Annotated in this window: 19 protein-coding genes and 2 pseudogenes; all 21 read right to left on the bottom strand. The window is 37.6% G+C overall.

Annotated elements, in window-relative coordinates; all coding sequences use genetic code 11:
- Window positions 1-2 precede the first annotated feature (2 nt).
- Window positions 3-4403 carry a type VII secretion protein EssC gene (gene essC / locus ACVAMZ_RS01785; protein ID WP_461684860.1) on the bottom strand — a complete coding sequence of 1467 codons (4401 nt, stop codon included), beginning with the start codon at window positions 4401-4403 and terminating at the stop codon, window positions 3-5.
- Window positions 4404-4423: 20 nt separating this feature from the next.
- Window positions 4424-5695 (bottom strand): type VII secretion protein EssB, encoded by a 1272-nt coding sequence (gene essB, locus ACVAMZ_RS01780; protein ID WP_461684859.1) that lies wholly within the window; start codon window positions 5693-5695, stop codon window positions 4424-4426.
- The gene (locus tag ACVAMZ_RS01775; protein ID WP_461684858.1) at window positions 5696-5935 is read right to left on the bottom strand and encodes an EsaB/YukD family protein; all 240 of its coding nucleotides are present in this window, start codon (window positions 5933-5935) and stop codon (window positions 5696-5698) included.
- Between the two features lie 63 nt (window positions 5936-5998).
- Complete coding sequence (gene essA / locus ACVAMZ_RS01770) at window positions 5999-6463, bottom strand: type VII secretion protein EssA (protein WP_461684857.1); 465 nt, start codon at window positions 6461-6463, stop codon at window positions 5999-6001.
- Window positions 6464-6474: 11 nt separating this feature from the next.
- Window positions 6475-9504 (bottom strand): type VII secretion protein EsaA, encoded by a 3030-nt coding sequence (esaA, locus tag ACVAMZ_RS01765; RefSeq protein ID WP_461684856.1) that lies wholly within the window; start codon window positions 9502-9504, stop codon window positions 6475-6477.
- Window positions 9505-9573: 69 nt separating this feature from the next.
- Entirely contained in the window at window positions 9574-9861 is a 288-nt protein-coding gene (locus tag ACVAMZ_RS01760; protein ID WP_461684855.1) for a WXG100 family type VII secretion target, read from the bottom strand.
- A gap of 205 nt (window positions 9862-10066) precedes the next feature.
- Window positions 10067-10375, bottom strand: a complete 309-nt coding sequence (locus ACVAMZ_RS01755) for a hypothetical protein (RefSeq protein ID WP_461684854.1) — start codon at window positions 10373-10375, stop codon at window positions 10067-10069.
- Between the two features lie 13 nt (window positions 10376-10388).
- Window positions 10389-10703 carry a hypothetical protein gene (locus ACVAMZ_RS01750; protein WP_461684853.1) on the bottom strand — a complete coding sequence of 105 codons (315 nt, stop codon included), beginning with the start codon at window positions 10701-10703 and terminating at the stop codon, window positions 10389-10391.
- Window positions 10684-12372: a DUF2974 domain-containing protein gene (locus ACVAMZ_RS01745; RefSeq protein WP_461684852.1), complete on the bottom strand. Its 1689-nt coding sequence runs from the start codon at window positions 12370-12372 to the stop codon at window positions 10684-10686. Before ACVAMZ_RS01745 ends, ACVAMZ_RS01750 begins: the two co-directional genes overlap by 20 nt.
- The gene (locus tag ACVAMZ_RS01740; protein ID WP_461684851.1) at window positions 12365-12775 is read right to left on the bottom strand and encodes a hypothetical protein; all 411 of its coding nucleotides are present in this window, start codon (window positions 12773-12775) and stop codon (window positions 12365-12367) included. The genes ACVAMZ_RS01745 and ACVAMZ_RS01740 overlap by 8 nt, the downstream gene beginning before the upstream one ends.
- A 541-nt stretch (window positions 12776-13316) precedes the next feature.
- Entirely contained in the window at window positions 13317-13601 is a 285-nt protein-coding gene (locus tag ACVAMZ_RS01735; protein WP_014334291.1) for a hypothetical protein, read from the bottom strand.
- Window positions 13602-13670: 69 nt separating this feature from the next.
- On the bottom strand, window positions 13671-13805 hold the full coding sequence (locus tag ACVAMZ_RS01730) for a hypothetical protein (protein ID WP_002889641.1): 135 nt from the start codon (window positions 13803-13805) through the stop codon (window positions 13671-13673).
- A 43-nt stretch (window positions 13806-13848) separates the two neighbouring features.
- Complete coding sequence (cadX, locus tag ACVAMZ_RS01725) at window positions 13849-14187, bottom strand: Cd(II)/Zn(II)-sensing metalloregulatory transcriptional regulator CadX (protein ID WP_461684850.1); 339 nt, start codon at window positions 14185-14187, stop codon at window positions 13849-13851.
- Between the two features lie 11 nt (window positions 14188-14198).
- Window positions 14199-14813, bottom strand: coding sequence for a CadD family cadmium resistance transporter (locus ACVAMZ_RS01720; protein WP_084972499.1), 615 nt, complete (start codon window positions 14811-14813; stop codon window positions 14199-14201).
- A gap of 299 nt (window positions 14814-15112) precedes the next feature.
- Window positions 15113-17176 (bottom strand): heavy metal translocating P-type ATPase, encoded by a 2064-nt coding sequence (locus tag ACVAMZ_RS01715; protein WP_002893754.1) that lies wholly within the window; start codon window positions 17174-17176, stop codon window positions 15113-15115.
- Between the two features lies 1 nt (window position 17177).
- Window positions 17178-17456, bottom strand: a complete 279-nt coding sequence (locus ACVAMZ_RS01710) for a DUF6110 family protein (protein ID WP_002893755.1) — start codon at window positions 17454-17456, stop codon at window positions 17178-17180.
- Between the two features lie 180 nt (window positions 17457-17636).
- A pseudogene (locus ACVAMZ_RS01705) lies at window positions 17637-18227 on the bottom strand (IS256 family transposase); the annotation flags it as partial.
- Between the two features lie 487 nt (window positions 18228-18714).
- Window positions 18715-19756, bottom strand: a pseudogene (locus tag ACVAMZ_RS01700) (DUF389 domain-containing protein).
- On the bottom strand, window positions 19753-20076 hold the full coding sequence (locus ACVAMZ_RS01695; RefSeq protein WP_001253404.1) for a potassium channel family protein: 324 nt from the start codon (window positions 20074-20076) through the stop codon (window positions 19753-19755). The pseudogene ACVAMZ_RS01700 and the gene ACVAMZ_RS01695 overlap by 4 nt, the downstream one beginning before the upstream one ends.
- 13 nt (window positions 20077-20089) lie before the next feature.
- Complete coding sequence (locus ACVAMZ_RS01690; RefSeq protein WP_000397556.1) at window positions 20090-20431, bottom strand: hypothetical protein; 342 nt, start codon at window positions 20429-20431, stop codon at window positions 20090-20092.
- The gene (locus tag ACVAMZ_RS01685; RefSeq protein ID WP_004240734.1) at window positions 20356-20658 is read right to left on the bottom strand and encodes a TMEM175 family protein; all 303 of its coding nucleotides are present in this window, start codon (window positions 20656-20658) and stop codon (window positions 20356-20358) included. Before ACVAMZ_RS01685 ends, ACVAMZ_RS01690 begins: the two co-directional genes overlap by 76 nt.
- Between the last annotated feature and the right edge of the window lie 491 nt (window positions 20659-21149).

The following is a 21149-nucleotide window of genomic DNA, read 5'->3' as shown; positions in this document are numbered from 1 at the left end:
TTCTATATCATTAATACTTTCATTCTACTTGCTAACCCATCGGAAACATAGTAGTGTTCTTGCTCTTCTAATTGCGGCTCACGAACAGGTCTGTTGGTTACTGTCAGAACTGATTGATCACTTAATCGAAGTGCTACAATAGCCTGCTTATAGGTACGAACTGCCTTTGAAACCACATCAATGTGTTTAGTAATCAACGACGAACTCATTACAATTGAACCATATCCAGCTCGAATTCCTTTATCTAGGACATAAGCCAAAGCCTCAAGTGCTTCTGAGTTTAATTCTCCCACCAATTCAGTTAAATTGTAAACAACTACTGTTGCGACGTGTTCTCGCTGTTTGCCTTCTAAACGTTCCTGAATCTTGAACTCCATCATATCTAAGCCTTCTAGATATTCCTCTGGACTTGCGAGAATCGTCACACCTTCCATTTCAGGCAAATTATGATACTTCGGTGCCAAGACGATAACTTTTTGTTTTCCTTTGGCAATGTGTTTCACCAAAGCTGTCATCTGCTCTTCTTTATCTGTTAGGTAGAGAAGATTTCCTTTAGCTAGGTTCCAAGTAACGGGCTCAACTGTCTCCAAGTCAAGTCCTAATGGCACGAGTCCATGTTCATAGGCAGTCTGCACGCTGGCTCGGCTATAGAAGTCTGCCTCTGTCAACTCCTCTGGCACCATCGGAATGGCACTTGGACGTTGTCCTGTCCAAGCTTCTTGGAGGGAAGCGACTGTTTGGCGGAGGTTATTGAGGACTTGGGTGTCATTGGCTCCAGAAACTGGGAGTGCCAACTGAATGACATCGACTTCCTCACGTTTGATAAGCGCACGTCCCTTGATGTCCTCCATGGTCATGGCGAGTGGTGTAGCTCCCACAATCACACGCACTTCACTCGCTTCATTCTGTGGCAGGCTCAACTGGTGCTTGAAGTTCGAGTAGAGCTGAGCTCGCAGGTTTGTCTGACGGCCAGCTGTCATCAAGAGGTGAACTCCGATGCTGAGACCTTCACGGGAAATTCTCACTAGGAGTTTGAAGAGTTCCGCCTCATAAGCCTCTTCTTTGATCGCTTCATAGCTATCTAAAAGAATGACAATAGCTGGTTCTTTCTGACCACTGGCCTGACGGTAGAGTTCCAAGGTCCCAACGCCATAGTCAGAGAGAAGTTTCTTCCGACGATTAAGTTCTTTCTCCATGATTCGTACAAATTTAGAGATTTTCTCCGTTTGGTCCAAAAGCATGGTATCAGCCACCTGCGGAAGTTTAGATAGTGGAGCCAAACCATTGGTTCCAAAGTCCATCAAGTACATAGTCAGGTCCTTCGGACTGAACTTACGAGCCAAGTCCATACCTGCAGACTGAAGGAAGGTCGTTTTCCCAGTACCCGGACTTCCATAGAGAAGGACATGTCCGTCCTTGGCGAGATTGATAGAGACAGCTTCCTGTTTCTGCGCCTGTGGAATATCTGCCATTCCAAGTAGGACAGAGAGTGGTTTCTCTTGTTCCCAGGCTACTGTCGGTTGCACTTCTTCTAACTCCTCAAGCGTAATTCGCTCTTTGAGCGGAGGCAACCATGGTTGCGGTACTGGAGGAATCTCTTGTTCTTCACACATGAGTTGAATGTTGTGCACAATCGCATCTAACTCTGTCGGAACTTCCTTGATTTCATCCGCATCCTCTAAGCCCGATAAGTCTTCGTTTAAGATTTCATATTGTCCCAATTCATTGATCAGGTAGATGGTGTGGTCTTCAATCCCCATATCATCTTTTTCTGGCTGATAATCTGCTCCTGACCATGCTGACTGGAAGAGTTCATAGACTTCGTTATTTCCGACCTGCAGATAGGCGCGTCCAGTCTGCGTAATTTCAGCTGCATCAGGCGTATGAAGCATTTCATTCGAGTCAGAGCGGTCCGCCACTTTGAGGGCAATCTTAAAGCGTGAGTTGGACCAGATCTGATCATCTACTACTCCTGATGGCTTTTGAGTTGCTAGGATCAAGTGGACCCCTAGAGAACGTCCGACCCGAGCGATAGATACCAACTCCTTGATAAAGTCTGGCTGGTTGGCCTTGAGCTCCGCAAATTCATCAGAGATGAGGAAGAGATGAGGGAGAGGTTCTTTCGCTTCTCCATTTTTAAATTTCTTCTGATATTGATTGATATGATTAACTTCAAATTCTCTGAAGAGTCGCTCACGACGATGGATCTCTGCATTGATTGAAGCTAGAGCACGCATGGATTGGGCACCATCCAAGTTAGTGATAGTTCCCAAGAGATGGGGTAGGTTTTTAAAGAGATTGGCCATCCCACCACCCTTATAGTCAATCAGCAAGAAAGCCACATCATGAGGATGGAAATTAACAGCTAGAGACAGGATATAGGATTGGATGGTCTCTGACTTCCCTGAACCAGTCGTCCCTGCAATCAAACCATGAGGACCATGAGCTTTTTCATGAAGATTGAGTTGAACCAGATCGCCTTGACCTCGTAAACCAATCGGAACAGCCAAACTCTTGTAAGGCGCGTTCTTTTCCCAGCGGCTAGATACCTGCAAGTCTTCAAATGTTTCTGCTCCATACATTTCCATGAAGGTAACTGAATCCGGAATCGAACTCTTGAGATTTTGAAGGTGATTGAGAGGTGCCAAGGTTCGAGCAATGCGCTCCTTGTCATAATCGACTGGAAAATGATCCAAGCGGAAGTCTGTTTCTTTCAAAACTCCTTCTTCCATGACAAGTTGTCCTGTATTGCGGTCCTTGATGTTGATCACTGTCTGGATATTTTCAGACAAAGAGCTCATCACATCCTCTACAAAAACGAGAGAACAACCCAAATCTGTTGGGTCTTCTGTAAAGAATTCCATAATGACATGGTCCAATATTAGCTTTTCATCTGTCACTAAAACTACGTAATGAGGGTGGAAAAGTGTACTTTCTTTATGTGATGTTTCTTCCTTTTGACTACGACGTAGTTTCAAGATTTGATTCAAACTATTGAGAACCTGGTCACGTGTCCGTTGATTGTATACAAATCCTCGCACATTGAGCTCTTGAAGTTTGGCATGTGGAAGCCAACGCATCCAAGACCACTGTTCTTTTTCCTCTTCAGGCAAGATGGTGATAAATTGCACATCATGATAAGAATGGAAAGTAGCTATCTGCATGACCAACAACTGAAGTTGTTCTAAAACTAGATTTCTTGGACCAATATACCCCACCGGCCCATGGCTTAGATTGGCTGGAATCGGCATATCCGGGATTTTTTTATGTCGACTATAGAGGGCGTATCCCTCTTCCTCTAAAGCATCTTTCTTCCCACTTCGTTCTCGTTGCCCATAATTTAACTCATAGCTAGTTGGGAGTTTTCCTAATCCTAGACGATAATAAAGGAAGTCAAAGTGCAAGGGGGTCTTTTCATAGATCCTGTGATTATAACTCTCAACGAGGTCAGTCAACTCCAAAACAGTTGGAAAATGGTAGTTCATCCCTTCTTTTTGTTCCCGCTCCAGACGAGTCAATTCCATGGCCTTGTCCTTTAGATAAAGGTGATAGAGATCAATTCTCTCTTTTTTATCAGCCTTGTACTTTTTCCGATTTTTGAAAAAGCCTCGGATAGAGAAAATCATTGTGGTGATCGACATCCCTACTGTCGCAAGAATATAAATTCCTCGAGGTTGAATCAAAGTAATCAGGATTGTTACCCCAATCATCATAAGAGGAGGAATGATCAATTTCAATAGTTCGTCACTAGGTTTAACTGGTTCCTGACCTGGAGGGTTTATCAAGATTTTATCTTCACTACCACGATAGATGATTCTTGGCGAACGATGATAATCAGGATACTCTTCATAAAAGGCATAACGCGATGGCTCTCTCAATGTCAATTGTTTCCCAACTTGAGCTGGCCCTTGAATCCAAATCTCATCTGGATAGAGTTTAATTGTCACCGCTCCTAAACTCAATTCATCTCCAAAACTAATTAGTTGTTGATCGTTTTGCTCCAAATGATTATTTCTATAGAACTCCCCTTGCATTCGAGTCAAAATCCATTGATTTTGAGTTTTCTGCAATAATAGCTCAATCTCTGCATCTAGAGTAATAAGAGCACCCTTATGAGAACCTATCTGAATTTCTGACAAATCCAAAAGATCATAAATTTTTGTTTCTCCTTCTCGGAGATAAAAGACAACTACCCCCAAACTTAGAGCATTTTTCAGTAGGCCTACTTCGTCACCATACTGATAAAACACTTCGTCACCGTCAACTTTTAGTTGAATTGGCATCTCCTGTTGTGAAAGATAGACTTGAGCCTTTTCAGTTGCACCAATCAAGACAGTTTTATCCGTACCTAATTCTACTTCATAACGTAGACCTTGGCTGTAGAAAATGATTTGTTTTTTCATAATTTCTCTCTTGGTCTCCTTTAATTGTTAGAGGAAGTGCTAGGACTAGATTTCTTTTCCGAAGAAGGCTTACTTTCAGAAGTCTTATCTTGTTGATTTGTAGTAGTGGACTTGTTAGCACTAGAATCATTTGTCAATAACTGACTTCGACTATCCCAGTATTTCTTGTACTCACTCTCCAATGCATTCAACTTACTTTCACGATCTTTTCCTGATAGCTTATCATCTTCTCGAACTTGCTTGATTTCTTGAGTCAACGCATAGAGAATCAAGTCACTATCATTAATCCGTTTAGCGATATCGAGAGCTTCCTCAAAACGGTTGCGCCCAATTTGGATCCAGTAAGTCAAATAAAGTTCATCTGACTTGAGAGTCACATTATTCAAAATGACTTTCTTTTGGTCATCAGAAAATTCCAATCCCTGAATATAAGAGTATGCCAGTTCATACTTTTGAGTATTTGGTAAACTAGACGGAGTAACACCCTCCAGTTCCGTAATAACCCCACTATAATCCACTTTTATAAAGGCAGTGTCAGCCTGTAGCATCTTTTCTTTGAATGGATTTTGCACAAAAATCAAATAAATAAGTGGAATGGCCAACAAAACTACGCTAGCTGACAACCAGATTGTAGCCAACTTAAAAACACGATGTTTTCTACTTGGAACCAATACCAAATCAGCCTGTTCTTTCGTGTATTTCTCGACATAATATTTTTCAAGAATTGAAACTGCAGATGCAATATCATTAGCTTGGCACAAATCATTTAGGAAATCTGGTAAAGTTTCTAGTTCCAGAGAACCATTGTAGAGATCCATAAAGTCCAAATCGGTAAATAAAGTTACTGTAAAACACTTGGCTTGACGTAGAAAATCTTCTGGAGATATAGCCTGAGGAACCATCAAATCTGGAATTCCACGATAAGCAATTTTAGCTTGTGCATCTTTCGTAATAAACAGATTCAATGGATGCAAAAGAAAGGTTACCGGTAACTCTAAAGCTCCCTCTAGACTAAAAACGTTTAGAGCCAAACGAATTCTCTCTGAGATTGTACGGTTCTTCACTTCATCATAACTTAATCCATAAGGCTCTACTTGGTAAGAAAAAGTCACACTGTCCTCATCAGATACCATGGATTGCTCCAAAAACAATGGATGGTGTAAATCCAACAACAAAAGCTCTCGTAGATCTTGACTAGCTACATCTGAACGTTTAAGTTTTAATTCCCAGGTAGTTTCACTTTTTTCATAGATAAATGGTTGTCCACCAAATACAAATTTTTCTTCAGTCACCTATATTTCCTCAATTTCTACTAAATCTCCTGTCGTCATTGGATAATCAGACAGATATTTTCCTTCATCAATCAACAAACCTTTATTGACTATTCTTAATTGGTATTTTTTTCGCTTTATTCCTGGATTAAAAATCGTATCAATTTCTCGGATTAGACGACGTACTTCAATCTTTCGGGGAATTCGAACATCCACATCCCTATCTTTCAACCGCAGGGTAATATTGATATGTTGCTCCATTACTTTTGTATCTCCTGTCTGATTTATCCTTTTTCTATGTTTCTTGGACGAACGGTTAAAACATCAATCCAAATTATCTGCCATCACTCGGTAACTCATCAAACCAGTGACACCCATCAGCAATAGAACGACTCCTACATAGAACATCTCTGGCATAAAATTATTCAATTCTCCTCCAGTACCCTTATCTAAATTTGTTTGAAATTTAGATAATTTTCCGGAATTTGGTTGAAATAGTTGTTCTTGCAAATTATTTTTTACTGGTCCCTGTATAGCAGAAAACAGTTGTCCCCTTTCTGTGATCAACTGTTCTTCTTGATAATGTTGCATCTCCTGCAACTTCTTTTGAGTCGCTTCATTAAAAAGGTCTTTGACTTGTTCGGACTGAATACCAAACTTCAATCCTTCTTTCTTCTCAAGTCGAGAATCATCAAGCTGCAGACTATTATCCTTTATATCATCTGCAGTAGCTGTTGAAACTACTGCAGACGCTATCAAGGTAAGAAGCAAAAGAAATACTTTTTTCATATTCTTAATTTCTATACTTTCTCAGTTTGATTTACTTGAAACCACAAACTTCCTGCTTTGATAAAAACGTTCATAACAATTAGAATTGCTATCACAAAAATCGTTGCGACAAAAACTATAATTGTGGCTGGGTGTCCATCAAAATATCCTGAGAGTAAGCCTTCTAATATTGATAAAACATTAAGGTTTTTGATAAATGCTGGGAAGCCTGTTAGACTAGCTGTTGTACCGATAGCATTTGATAAGTACACAAAGCTAATCATCATAAAGAAGGCAAGCCCCATACCAATTACACGAAAATGTTTCAGTAAGAAATATTGTCCTTGAATCAGCACGAATCCCGCTAAAACAATTAATAAAACCCATGATGGTTGGTACTCACGACCAACTTGTAGCTGAATATTTGAAACGATACCAACGACTAGTCCAACAACAAGGCTTAGCGCAGATAAGATCGTTACAGTCACAAAATCTGTATCATGTAGTTTATCCAACTTAAATTTATCTTTAACCTTACGAATAATGTTTTGAGTTGCAAAGAGATAAGCTGTAAAGAGACTCACAATTTCCAAAAGTAGAATCCATGTAAACGGACGATATACATTAACTGTTGCTTTTACAGAAGATGAATTTTGCGCAACTGGATTTGATAGGAAATTGAGCAAGACTTCATTTGGCACTCCATTTTCATAAGCATTATTTAAAACTTTCAAGAAAGATTCAACAAAGTTGCCATTGGCTGTTAATTCCTCGTTAAATTGGGTCATCAACGAATCAGCATCCTGCGAAAGTTTTTCAGTGCTAGTTTGCGCATTTGATAATTCACGGTTAAAATTACTCAAAGTCTCATTCACTGATTCAGCCGCCTTCACATTGCTTTGAGAAGAAGTCTTTACACCTGCTGTTTCTGCTAACAGAGCTGCAAAATCAGTATTTAGAGTTGTCAATTGCGTATTAGTAGTCTCAAAAGCAGTATTTCCGTCTGCTTGAGCTTTTTCCAAATTCTCTAGTTCCTTTTCTAACTGTTTGTACTTCTCAAGTTGGTCCTGGATTTTGGTATCCAACTCCTTGTTTGTATCCAAGACATCTTGCACATTTTTTTCTAATACAGGTTTCAACTCAGTCAATTTTGTTAAGGCCTTATCCACTTTGTCCTTAGCACCATCCGTATCTGTAGCACTGGCAGGAGTAGATAGACTATCTTCATATTTCTTCAAATTTGAAGTAATCGCTTCGTACCAAATATTTGTTAAAGCTGTAGAAACATTACTGTTTCGCAATTCTTTAATAGCATTATGTGCTTTTAATAGTGAATCCACTTTTTGATAAGTAGACTCTATTTTCTGAACCTTTTGTCCGTAAGAAACCGCAGCTTTTTGAACATTTGCCACATCCACCGGAGCGCTAACTGCTTGAACATCATTCAATGAAATATCGATTGATTTTGGTGTAGATGTTGGAGCTGGAGCTGGAGTTGGAGTCGGATCTGGAGTTGCAGCTGAAGATGTTTCCGTAACATTGTACACTACTTTGAAGGTCCCACCAGTCTTCAAATCAATTTCTTGACCAAGAACTAATGGAGTGCCTTCATAAGTAACTGATACAACAGTTACTCCTGTCTCGGCTTTCCATGAAACTTTGGCTTTTGTACCCGTTGTACCTACAGGAGTTGTACTTGTAATGGCTTGACTTTCCAGATTTTTCAAATCCGTTAGAGTTGTTGCCCCACTAGGTGTGCCTAAACTTTTTAATTTGCTATAGTCTAGGGAAGGTATTGTTACAGGTGAAATTCCAAAACCATCAAATACTTTTCCACTAAAATCTTCTGCTGGCAATTCAGATATTGCAGTTCCCAACAAATCTACAATGGTTTTCTCAGCATTTTCTAGATCCTTGTTTTCAGCTTTGTCTAGGAATTGCGCTAGAGTGATGTTACCCTTTTCAGTTGTTCCGTAATAAGCCACTAATTTTTCATCAATAAAGTTATTAATATCCTTCTTATGATTTTCAAACTTCGTTCGTTCTTCAGTCAAATTAGTTTGTAGTGCATCAATTTCTTTGCTGATGTTTTCTGCTACTGTTTTATAGGAAGGTCCAACTCCTGATGACGTACCATCAGAAGAGGCTGTTGTTCCATCTATATTAGAAGTCAGACTACCTTGAGCGTCAATTAATTTCTTATAAGTTTCAATTTGATTCTGAACTTCTATGTGACTCTGACCGATTAATCTCGTAATAACATCCGCATGATTTTCCTTCTCGGAACCCCTAGCTTTAAGCAAGTCAGCAATTTTATTACCATAAGCAGTCTGTGAGACATCATAGCGGTCAAAAATTTGCGTATAGCTTTCCAAACCTGTCTTTAAAGCATTGTTTGATTCTACTGAAGAACTAGACATGCTATAAAGAGTTGGAAAAAGATTTTTCGAGTTGATAGCTGTCCCATATAAGTTGGTACGATAACTTCCGATATTGGTCGCTTGTATCTGTGAGCTAGCTTGGACATTTTTTTGTGCAGTATAAAGATTACTCAAAATGCTAGCCATATACATATCTACTAGTTGGCTATTCAGATCTGCTACAATATCTTTTGCTAGTTTATTGGCATCATTCTCAACCTGCAAATTTCCTTGTGCATTGATCTTATAATTGATAATGGTCTTGTCTACATTAATCTTATTGATATCCAATACTTTCTCAGAAAAGTCACTAGGAATCGTTAAAACTAGTTGGTATTTCCCACTTTCTAATCCAGCATCTGCTGTTCCGCGAGGTACAACGAACCAATTTTGCGAATTATCCCGCTCAATGTTTTTTACATAACTCGCACCTAGATTATACTCTTTCGTATCCATATATACGGGCTTATCTTCATTTACGATAGCCACATTTAATTTAGTCTGTTGGTTTGCTTTTTGATTGCTTTCATTGCTAATAGTAGTATTTTTTTGAACAGACAGATTCAAAAAAATCATCGAAGCGAGCAATAATAGTGCTAACAGACTACTTCCTACATATTTAAAAATCTTATTCTTTCCCATTTTTTCTTTTAATCATCTCCATAACAAAAATAGGAAGGCTCTCGCCCTCCTAAAGCCACTTATAACAAATTAATGAATTTGTGCTGCAAGATCCTGGTCATTTTGTTCAACAATTTCAGCAACTTTATTCAACTGTGCATTAATTTCATCGAGCAAAGCAGCAAACTCCTCAATTTTTGGAGACAATTCTGTAAATTGTTGATCAAAACTCTCAAAAGCAGAACCTTTCCAGTTGTCGCGAATAGTATCTTGTTCTTGACTCAATGTACGAAGCACTTGTCTCACTTCCTCAGCACCATTAGTGTATTTCTGAGCAGAAGTACGTAGTTCTTCTGTTGTTAATTGAATTAAAGCCATGTGGAACTCCTTTAAATTAGTTTTATAGGTTTATTATATCAATAAATGCTGACGGTTGCAAGCATTTATTCATTTTTATACTGTTTTATTTTAATTATTTTGGCACAAACGAAAAAAACTATCGATTGACAGTTTTTCTTTGCATACTTACTTTTTGTTTCTAACTAAAAACTATAGAAACCAACTTATTTTATTACAAACTATTTTAGACTTTTCTTTCTTCCATTTGTTTGCAATAGTTTTTATTCTCCCGATATCGAGCCTCTAATACATCCTCAATATGATTCTTATATTCTTGATGATAACTGTCCAAATTGTTCTCTATTTCGTAAATATAAGGTTGGATTTCAGCAAAATTATTATCTTTACAAGCATTGGAAAGTTCCTCTAGGAGCATATCTGTTTCCCTGCTAAATTTGTGATAATAGTCATCTAAATCCATCTCCAAACGCTCTAAGCCTCGCAATTTACGATTATGCTCATCCTCTAGTTCCTGAAGTTCCTTTTTATCCATGACGAGTTTTCTCCTAGTTTTTGATTGGACTTTGTAAAGTAGGTGTTTGCAAGGTCTGCGTCAAGTAAGTTTCGGCTGCATCTGCCGCTTTCCCCTCAAATCCACCCTTAATATTGTTCACATAGGTCTTAGAAGCATACTCTTTCATATCTGTAGCTGCTTCTTGCAACTCTTTAGCTAACTCAGCTCCTTTAGCAAGGATTGACAACTCTTTTGCAGTTACCAAGGCCCTGACTGCTTGCCGCTCTTGTTCTTTCATTCTTTCTTTGAAGCCTCTGTCGAGTTGCTCTCTTGTAATTAAAGTATCCTCATCCGTTAGGACTAACATTTTTCCCCCTCCATGTTTGTTTTACATCCGCCAATAGATTATTAAAATCCTCAGCACTATCTGTATCTATGGTCTTAAAGGTGCCACTAGCTTTAACCAAGCTTTCCCCCAGTTGCTCAATTTGTGTCAGGAAGGATGTTGCTGCTGTCTCCGTATCATTCGCAACGCCTTGATCCCAAAAATTTGCAGTATCAAATCCAGAAAGTAGATTCGTAACTTCTGAACTTGACAAGTATCCAACCATGTCAAACGCTGTCTGTCTTGTTTCTTTTACCATGTTTTGAATATCTTCCTTAGCATCTAAAAGTAAGGTTTTCACATTTTTAACTTTATCTTCCATATCAAAATTCGCCAATTGGGCTGCTGTCTGAAGCAGTTGAGCTCGAACCAAGATTCTTTGATTTCCTGAAAGATTGCCGTTTCTCAGTTGTTCCTGATAACGAGGAATAGCCTCACGATCCCACTTTATAGATTCCTGACGGGCTTCTTCGACGATTTTACTATATTCAGTTGTAAAATTCTCGTAAACGGCATAACCAATAGCTGCCTTTATTTTAAACTCACCTCTCATAATGGAATTTAAAACATTAGTTGCTACATTTTCGTCAACTCCTAAAGCCCTGAGAGAATCCAAAGATGTCGCAATCAACCGAGCTAGCTTTTCACCTGCCCTGAGCAATTCTGGGTGAAAGTCCTCTGAAGCAGTTAATAAGTTCCCCTCTCCATCCGATTGGAAAACACCAAAGTCATGGGAACTTTCCGGATCAGAAATCTGGGTATAGTGCAAGGGGACAAGGACATTGACTTTACCGACTGGTTTTTTGAGGGGTTCATCGGAATCCCCAGGTAATTTGGTAATGGTGTGCTCACGATTGAGCATGCCCACGATATCGAAAGGATTGACATAGTACTCGATTTTTTCGCTAATCTTTTGGATTTTCTCATCACTGAGGCCCATTTTCTTTAAGCTCTTTGTCGTATCTGGACCGTCAAAGAGAACAACTTTGCCGATTTTCTTCAGTTCTTCATCAGTGAGTCCAGCGATCCCTTGCGCAGAGACAATGGTTCCTAGGGAGTGAGCTGTGATGTCCATCGTAGCAAGCGGAGCTTTTTCATGCATCTCTGCGATTTTAGCTTTCATACCTACCGTCGCTAACTTGGCTTGCGGTATATGGATATGGTTAAGGGCAAACTTCGCATCATTGTCAACCCAGTCATTCCAATTCTCCATACTGATAGCATCACTTCCACGGATGGTCATATAGGTTTTCGTAGTATCTGACCCTAAGGTAGGCGTATCCGTTAAGTAGTAGGCACTAAAACCAGCTTCATCATCAGTTAACAATCCTTTTTGATAGCGCTTGTGGTGAGTATCTTGCCTCATCCCATTCGTATCCGGAACTGGTGTCGATGTGACTTTATAAGTATCTCGCAACTCAGGATCCGGTTGCAAGTAAACTTTACCACCATGAGGAAGATGTTTGCCTCCGGGAGTGATTTCTTTTACATTACCATCCTCATCCAACATATATACATCATTTGAGAAATCAAATTCTCTGAATTCTCCCGAATTATTTTGTGGTGGAAAATTACTTGGTCGAAAAGTGTAGGCAGCTTGTGCTAAATCTGCATAAAAATTATCAAAAGTTTTTAAGTTACTATTACTCATATAAGAACCACCCACCATCGCGTAAAATCCTTATAGGCTGCATTTGAATAATAACAAGTTTCTCAGGGATTTCATTTAAATTACGTTTTAGTGGAAAACCTAATGTAAATTGAGTATCCTTATTATTATTGATTCTACCGTTCACTGTCATCATATAACCTCCGCCTTGAGGAGTTCCATTTCCTATCTGACCAACCTTCATACTATCCCAATCAAACTGGACACTCTCAACTTTTGAATTCCAAGATTTAACGAAGTTCGCCATTTCCTCTTCATGTTCCTTTAGATAAGCCAACTGCTTAGCCCGTGGGCTTAGGAATAAATTTGTTTCTTGTGCCATCCATGCGCCTCCTCCAAATACTACAAGGACTAAAACCAGCCAAAGTAAAGTACGTTTTTTCATCTCTTTCCTCCTATATAGTGGAATCTAAGTATATTATATCATGAATATAAAAATTTCTAAGCAATCTATGTCAATAGTGGCGAGCAGTGAAGTCAAATTTCTGTAATCATCAAAAAAACACCCCATGGTGTGAACCATGAAGTGTTTTGAAACGTTGATATAATCGTATTGATTAAAGTTTTGAGGCAACTGACTTTGTCAGGTTGCAGCCACATTTGTAAGCGACTAAAGTCGCAACAACTGTGTCAATTGCACCAATTTAGTATGGAAGCATAAAAAAGAACACCCCGAAAGGTGCTCTTTGTAAGTATCGTAATTCTTTCGAATTAACGTTTACTAAATTGTGAAGCTTTACGAGCTTTCTTAAGACCTGGTTTGGAAAGTATGGATTTCAGTTGGACTAAAAACAGCGTAATATCAAGGATTTTCTGAACAATATCTACTTTTTAATTTCATAAAATCTGAATCAATATTTTTAAAATAGGGAATAGTTTAGGTCTCTAAGCATTAAAATAATACACCTAACTTTGGTCACCGTTTTTTAGTTATTCACTCTTTTTTCGGATAGTGTTTTTAAAGTTATGATGTAAAATGCCGCAATTAAAACACTATACATCATAATCGGAGGATAGAGAATTAAGGACAGAATCAATCCCACTCCTTTAATTATTAGGTCAGGTATCAATAACTTCCTATATTGTGCGGTAGCTTCAAGTAATTCTTTCTGATCTATATTGGGTTTATCAATTACTTTATGTAAAAACCAGTTTGCTACCGTTGAAACAATAACGATCAGTCCATAAAAGAGCTGTGCCGTATGATTCATGAAATGACTACTAACGATTCCAGTAGCATAGGGCATAAATGAAACAAAAAATAAAAGATACAAATTCTTTCAAATTCCTCCCTTTTCAACTTGGCTAACTTGACCTGCATTACCTAGGTCGCTTTGCTTTAAATTATACTTTTTTCTTAAACATTTAATACGAGTAGGTATTTCTTGTGAGTAATTTTCATCAAAAAATTTCATATATAATCTCCCTATAATCATGGAAAAGTAGTAAAAATAGTTGTTATCCTAGTTGATTAAAAAAGTCTTTGATTTCCTCATCTTTTATAAAATAATATATAATTTTCCCCTCTCTTCTAGTATCCAAGATGTTTTGATTGGCTAGTTTACGAAGATGGTGGGAGGCAGATGCCATACTGAGATTTAGTAAACAGGCTATATCACAGACACAGAGTTCTTCAACAGCAAGAAGATAAAAGATGATATTTATCTGTTTATTATCGGTAAACTTTGATAAAATACGAAGTGATTTTTGGACTCTTTCCTTTTCAAGGTAGTTCGTTGCGGTTGTAACATTTTGTTGATTTATAATATTCACTTGGCATATACTATCTTTTTTCATAATTTTTTCTCCTAACCGAACACAGTCCTTAGCATGTCAAAGCTGTTGTTTTCAATCAGGATATACATCCCCAATCCTAAATAAACAACGGCAATAAACCATCTGCTATATTTTTCCAAAGTTTCTCCAACAGAAGGGACTTGTGCCAATTTTTGGGCAGAAAAAACCAGGAGATAAATCATGACTAGAAAAGTAAGTAAAGCCACTATCAAATTCGCTAAATTTAAGGTAATAAAATATGGGACAAAAACACCAATATTGTCAGCACCACAACTTGCAAAAGTAATCATAGCGACTAGAAAAATCAGGTTTTTATCATCTTTGCGCAAACCATCTTTTGCAATAGCTTCTCCATCAGAATCTCCTAAAAGCAAAACTTTGAGTCCTAGGAAAATTGGAATCAAACCGAGCAAACCTAAAATCTCTTTACTAGGAATATAATTTAAGACAAATGCAAAAAGTAAACTTAGCAATATTAGACTAACAGAGCCTAGAAATTGTCCTAAATAGATGTTAATGATGTCTTTTCTGCTTTTTCTTTTGGCAAAAAATAACATTAGGATAATAAGTAAGTCTACGGCTGTCCCAGAATATAGGATTATTGAAGTAACAACATTTTGAATCATAAAACACCTCATTCAAATATATTTTTGAATGTATTTTAACATTAAACTTTGTAGATGTCAACTTAAAATCCACCAATTAATAATTGCATGTCAATATTTGTATTGTGAAACTAGTTTCAGAAATATACAGTCTTAAAGTATGTCCACTGCCAATGGTTTTTTCAATATTTAAAAGGAGAGAACCAATTTGGTCCTCTCCAGGGTATAATTTTCCACCAACCCACTACAGTTGACAAAGAGCCGTTATTCTCAAATGAGACAACTCCTTTTAGTTTTTATAACCTCAGCTTCTCGGTCTCTTACCTACTTTTAATAGAAAGACTACGAAGGACGATTCTTAAAGTAGTCAGATTGTGCAATATCGAAAGATTAGATGGGCTTAACCAATTTAACAACCCAAATCCAATTAAACTTCCATTTATTACAACTGTTTCTTGAATATTTCTTTGAATTAATTTCTGCAACGATTCAGATAAAGAATTCAATTCCTCGAAGAAATCTAAACGATTATCTAATAATAAAATATCACTCATCTGCTTAGAAATATCAGCACTTTCATTCATCACAACCCCAATATCTGCAAGCGTCAAGGCAGCAGAGTCGTTTAACCCGTCTCCAACCATCAAAATAGTTCGGCCAGCTTTCTGTAATTCCTGAACCAACTGAAACTTACCATCTGGTTTTAAATCAGTATAAACGTTGTCAAATGGCAGATCTTTAACCAACTCTTCTGTTCTAGCCAACGTATCACCAGTTGCCAGAATCAGTTTTTTCCCTTGGCGCTTTAGCTTTTTCAATGCAACTTTCGCCTCGCTTCTCAAGGGAGTGTGGATACAAAACATCCCAATTAATTCTTTCTTATAAGCCAAAAACAATAAATTGTAATGAGTCTTATATTGCTCAATCAAGGCCAGCTGCTCAGAACTAATTCTTACCTGTTCGTCTTGCATTAGTACATAATTTCCAATGACAACCGATTGACCATCAATTTGCGATTTAATCCCTTTGCTTGCAACATACTGAAGCTTGCCATGCATTTCTTCGTGTTCAATGCCTTCAATTTCAGCTTGTTTAACAATTGCATTGGCAATAGGATGATAGATATGTTCCTCCAAACATGCACTTATTCTTAAAATATCTTTCTCAGTATAATCTCCGAAAGGAAGAACCTTTTCAACCAAAGGATAACTCGTCGTGATGGTACCCGTTTTATCAAACAAGAAAGTATCCACTTCCAGATATTTTTCTAATACATCACCATCTTTAATAACCATTTCTCGATTTAGACCTTCCTTTATGGCCGTAAGGTAGGCTACAGGTGTGGATATTTTTAGAGCACATGAAAAATCCACCAATAAAAAGGAAATGGCTTTTGAAAACGAACCTGTTAACAGATAAGTCAAACCAGCACCTAAGAAGTTATATTTTACAACCTTGTCTGCCATCCTAATAAAATGACGTTGTTTTGTCTTCTTACTCTCTTCAGATTTTTTCATCAGATTGATGAGTTGCAAAATACGACTGTTTATCTGATTATCAGTCACACGAATTCTTAACTCTCCTGTTTCCAAAACAGTATTCGCACATACAGAATCTCCCTCTTTCTTTTCAACAGGGAAGCTCTCTCCAGTCAAGGAACTCTCATTGACCATGCCTAATCCTGAAACCACTTGGCCGTCAAACAAGATTTCATTACCTTGGGAGACAACTAATACATCACCTACTTGAACATCAGAACTCTTGATGCTGATGACCATGTCTCCCCGCACTAAGAAAACATCACTTTCTTTAGCAAGAAGGCTTTGTTCCAAATCTGTTGCTGTTTTTTTTAAAGACCACTGATCCAGATGATTACCCAAATCAAGCATAAACATGATGTTGCTAGCTGTCTTGGATTGGTTCATAAACAAGGACAACAAAATGGCCGAACAGTCCAAGACCTCCATGGTTAGTTCCTTGCGCGCTAAAGTTTGATAGGCTTCTTTGACATAACCCAAAGCCTGATAACAAGTCCAAATATAACGAATAGGGTAGGGTACAAAACTTCGAAACAGCAAACGCTTAATCGCTGCACCCGATACAATTGAATAAGCACTCTCTTCTCTACGAATGGGAAGAGTCATCAAGTCCGAAACTTTCCCCTTGTCAATTTTTTTTAAAAAGGCCTCTGCATTTTCTAATACAGAGAAGCCTTCTTTCATACGTAGAGTAAAGTGCTGCTGATCCATATAAAACTGAATAGAGTCGATCCCTTTTTCATCTTTAGCCAAGGAACGAAGATAATCTTGAATATCCAAGGTCAGTGAAAACGAGGACGATAATCGGATATGTTGATATCCTCTGTGTAGCACTTTAAAAGACATATTATTCACCTGTCAGGCTATCTAATTGTTCTTCTTTCTTTTCCTGTTCGTATAAATATTTAGCGTCTTGTAAAACATCATCACCGTGTTGTTTTACAACAGAAACAGATGCATCCAGTCCATCTTTCAATTTGTAAGCTTTAGCCAAGGCCTTAGAATAGCCTTTCTTAGCTTCTTTACTTGCTAAGACTTTCAAGCCAAGCGTCCCAAATGCTACCCCTCCTAAGAAGAGAGATGATTTTTTCGCAACTTTTGCGACGTTTAATACTTCTTTTAACATGTTTATTTCCTCCTTGTAACTATTGTAGCGAAAAATGACAGCAAAAGCAATTGCTGATATCTGATATATAGATAAAATTCTCTATACTGATATTTAATTATATTATGATGAAAACAATATACTTTATTTTTTGATACTGTCAATAATTATGTGTAAACACTTAAGTAGAGTTACGGAGTGTTAATTAAATAAGCTTTCAAGTGTATCAGAACATTGACCAAACCCTTTATGGATTCGTTGACTTTGCTTGAAATTATAATCTTCAAACAACGTAACTAAGTAACGTTCCAGAGCCTCCTCATTAGGAAAAAGAACCTTCTTTTTCGTTTGATGTTTGATTTCTTTGTTAAGAGACTCAATGAGGTTTGTCGAATACATGCTGTGCCAAATCTGGTAGGGAAACTGATAAAAAGTTAAAAGATTATCCGTCTTCTCCAGACTTTCCATGACTTTCCTATACTTTGGTTTCCATTCGGCGAGAAAGTCCTCTAAAGCTTGTCCTGCCATTTCTAAATTTTCAGCACGATAAATCATTATAAATTGCCCCAGAATAACCGCTCTATCTGCTCGTTTCACTTTACTAGCTAGATTTCGACTAATATGAATTAAGCAACATTGTTGTTTAGCTAATGGGTGAGCCTGACTGATAATCTGCTCAAGCCCCTTAAAGCCATCTGTAACTACAAGAGAAATCTGTTGGATTCCTTGGTTTTGAAGCTTGTCTAACAGGGTGGACCAAGAAGCATTGTTTTCTTGAGGCAACTGTGCATAGCATATCTCTATGCGACTAAAGTCGCTAGAGCTATCCTAATTGCGCACCGCCAGTTCTCATAGAAAAAAACACCTTGCAAGATGCAAAGTGTTTTCGTTTGTATTCTGCTGTCCAGTAACGAATTAACGTTTACTAAATTGTGATGCTTTACGGGCCTTTTTCAAGCCTGGTTTGGAAAGTATGAATTTCAGTTGGACTAAAAACAGCGTAATATCAAGACTTTTCTCCGCTTTTATAAAAGCGTTTTTCCAATCAAATTCAACTATTTTTATCTAAATGGTGTGGATTTTACCCCCAAAATTACAGAGAATGGAGCTGATAAACACTAAACGTTCACACCATTAGTTAAATGATTTTTTTCATCATTTTTCTTAGATGATAGAACTTCTAATTTATTTCTTATTCAAGCAAAAACAACCTGCTATAAGTAAGAAAGAGGAAGATACAAGAAAAACACGGCGTAAAAACCGATTCAGTTCATTGTCCTCAATCCTTGTCTGCTTCATTTTCTTTTACGAGATCGTTTTGTGAATCTTTTTCAGAGAGTTTTTGATCAATATACTTGTCAATGTTTTCATAAAATTCCTTGGTCGCTTCACTATCTAATGTTGGCGAGTTCTGAACTTGATTCACTTTCAATTGAACAGATTGAATACCGTAAGAGGCTTGTTTTTGGTGGAGTGTTTCTAATTCTTCTTCTGAAATCGGATCTCCAACAACCGTCAAGACCAATTCATTGTTACTTGACTTGTAGACTTGATTAATAACCGTATAATTGGCGAACTCTTTTCCTACAAACTGTTTGATCCCTTCTTTGCGCGCTTGTTCTATTGTCAGAGTAACTGCCGAATAGCTAGCTGGAAGAATCAACAATACAATCAAAGAAATCAAGCCAATTCTCATTTTAATGCTCAGCTCTTTAAATGAAGTTAAAGGAGATTTTCTCATCAAAATTCTTGTTCCAACAATGTTGGCTAGCATGATAAAGACACAGTTGATCAAGAAAAGATAGAGAGCCCCCAATAAAAATCGTACATTCCCATTAGCTAAACCATAGCCAGCAGTACAGATAGGCGGCATCAAAGCTGTAGCAATGGCTACTCCTGGCACGATATTGTTTGCTTCTTTTTTCCTTGAACCGATCACACCAGCAATCCCACCAGCAATAGCAATGAGAACATCCCAAATGGTTGGAGAGGTTCGTGCGATCAACTCGCTACTTGCATAAGACAAGGGAGAAATACAGAGTCGAGACAAGCAAACTGACCAACACTTGAGTCAATAAAACCTCTAGAGATTGCTTGATTAAACGCGTATCAAAAATAGCTAAACCGAATCCCAGTCCAACAATCGGTGTCATGAGAGGTGAAATTAACATGGCTCCAATAATAACAGCTGTTGAATTCATATTTAGACCGATAGAGGCAATAAAAATTGCACACATCAAAATCGCTGTATCTCTCAATCGAACATGAAGGTCATCGTATAATTTCTCACGGTATTCCCGTGTTGAATAATTGGCAGTCATTTGTCCTCTCCTCTTTCCTTATTTAAATCGGTATAATAATTAATAATAACAGCTGATAAACAGCCAAAAAATATGAGCCCATAAATCGTCAAGAAGACACTGGTAATCCTTCCAATCAAGGTCACAGCTAGGAGATCCCCGTAGCCGACAGTCGTCGAAGTCACAAAAGCATACCAAAGACCGTCTCCGTAATTTGTGATAGCAGGTTCAACTAGGAAAAGCACGCCTCCTGACCCAAAAACAAAGGTCACAAAACTCAGAGCAAACCGAGTAAAACCCGTAACCTGTATAATATGCCATAACATTTTTAAACGTCTCATTTGTTCTCCTTATTCATACTAGCTCCTGACCGAGCCGTTTTTTCCAATAATCAAAGTGAAGATAGGACATGATCTCCATCAGAGAAAGATAGACAAACTGATAGATCTGATTTAAGCTGATTATCAACTGATATTGTTTGAAAAATGACTGGAAGAAAGACCAGATATGACTGTCTTGAATCAGTCCCTTCTTAACATCAGACAGGATATTAGCTAAAGCTCCCAAGGACTGAAACGGTAAATCCTTGACATTTATATAGATCCGGTCCACCACATCATTCAGACTGGTATCTTGGATGGCATGAAATTCTCCAAAGAGAACTCCTGCCGCTCCAAGAGTAGAAACAAATTCCACCAAATAATTTCTGAGGAAATTTTCTCAACCTTTTCCCATAATGTGTTTAGTGCCATCCATAACGATCCCAACCAGAAAAAGGAAAGAAAACAAGCAAAGAAATTTTGCCGTAAATCCCAAAAAGCTTCAAGACTTGGTGTTGTTGGTTTTTCTAACTCTAAAATCAAGATGGTCATAATAATTGCTAGAACAGCATCTGTCAATACAATTAATCTGTCTTTCTTCATCGGATTGCATCCCCTTTCTTTTTTGTAACATTCTATCTTATCGCATAATATTGGATATTCTTTCATAATCCGACTACAAACAAAAATAAACCAAAAAGTCTGTCCCTATTATGCTATATTTAACTCTAGAAGTATTCATCCATCTAATTAATAAATATATCATATTTCACAATAAATGAATACTATCAAAGATTCATCCCCTTTCACTTCATCATTTAGTGTTGCTTAGATTTATCAAAAACAACCAAATTTGTATTAATTTCAAGTATCACCTAGTTACAAAAATTTGGGGTGAACAGAAAAAGCATCCCGTATTTTTGATACGAAATGCTTTCAATAAGTTTAAATAAGTTTTAACGTTTACTAAATTGTGATGCTTTACGAGCTTTTTTCAAGCCTGGTTTGGCTAACTGTTAAAATAAAGTGTCGCAAATAGTTATAAACAAGGACTTTTTTACGTTCAATTATCAATTAAATTTTATCTATTTTTA

The sequence above is a fragment of the Streptococcus sp. KHUD_017 genome, assembly GCF_054861245.1.
This window is presented reverse-complemented; position numbering and strand designations above follow the sequence as displayed.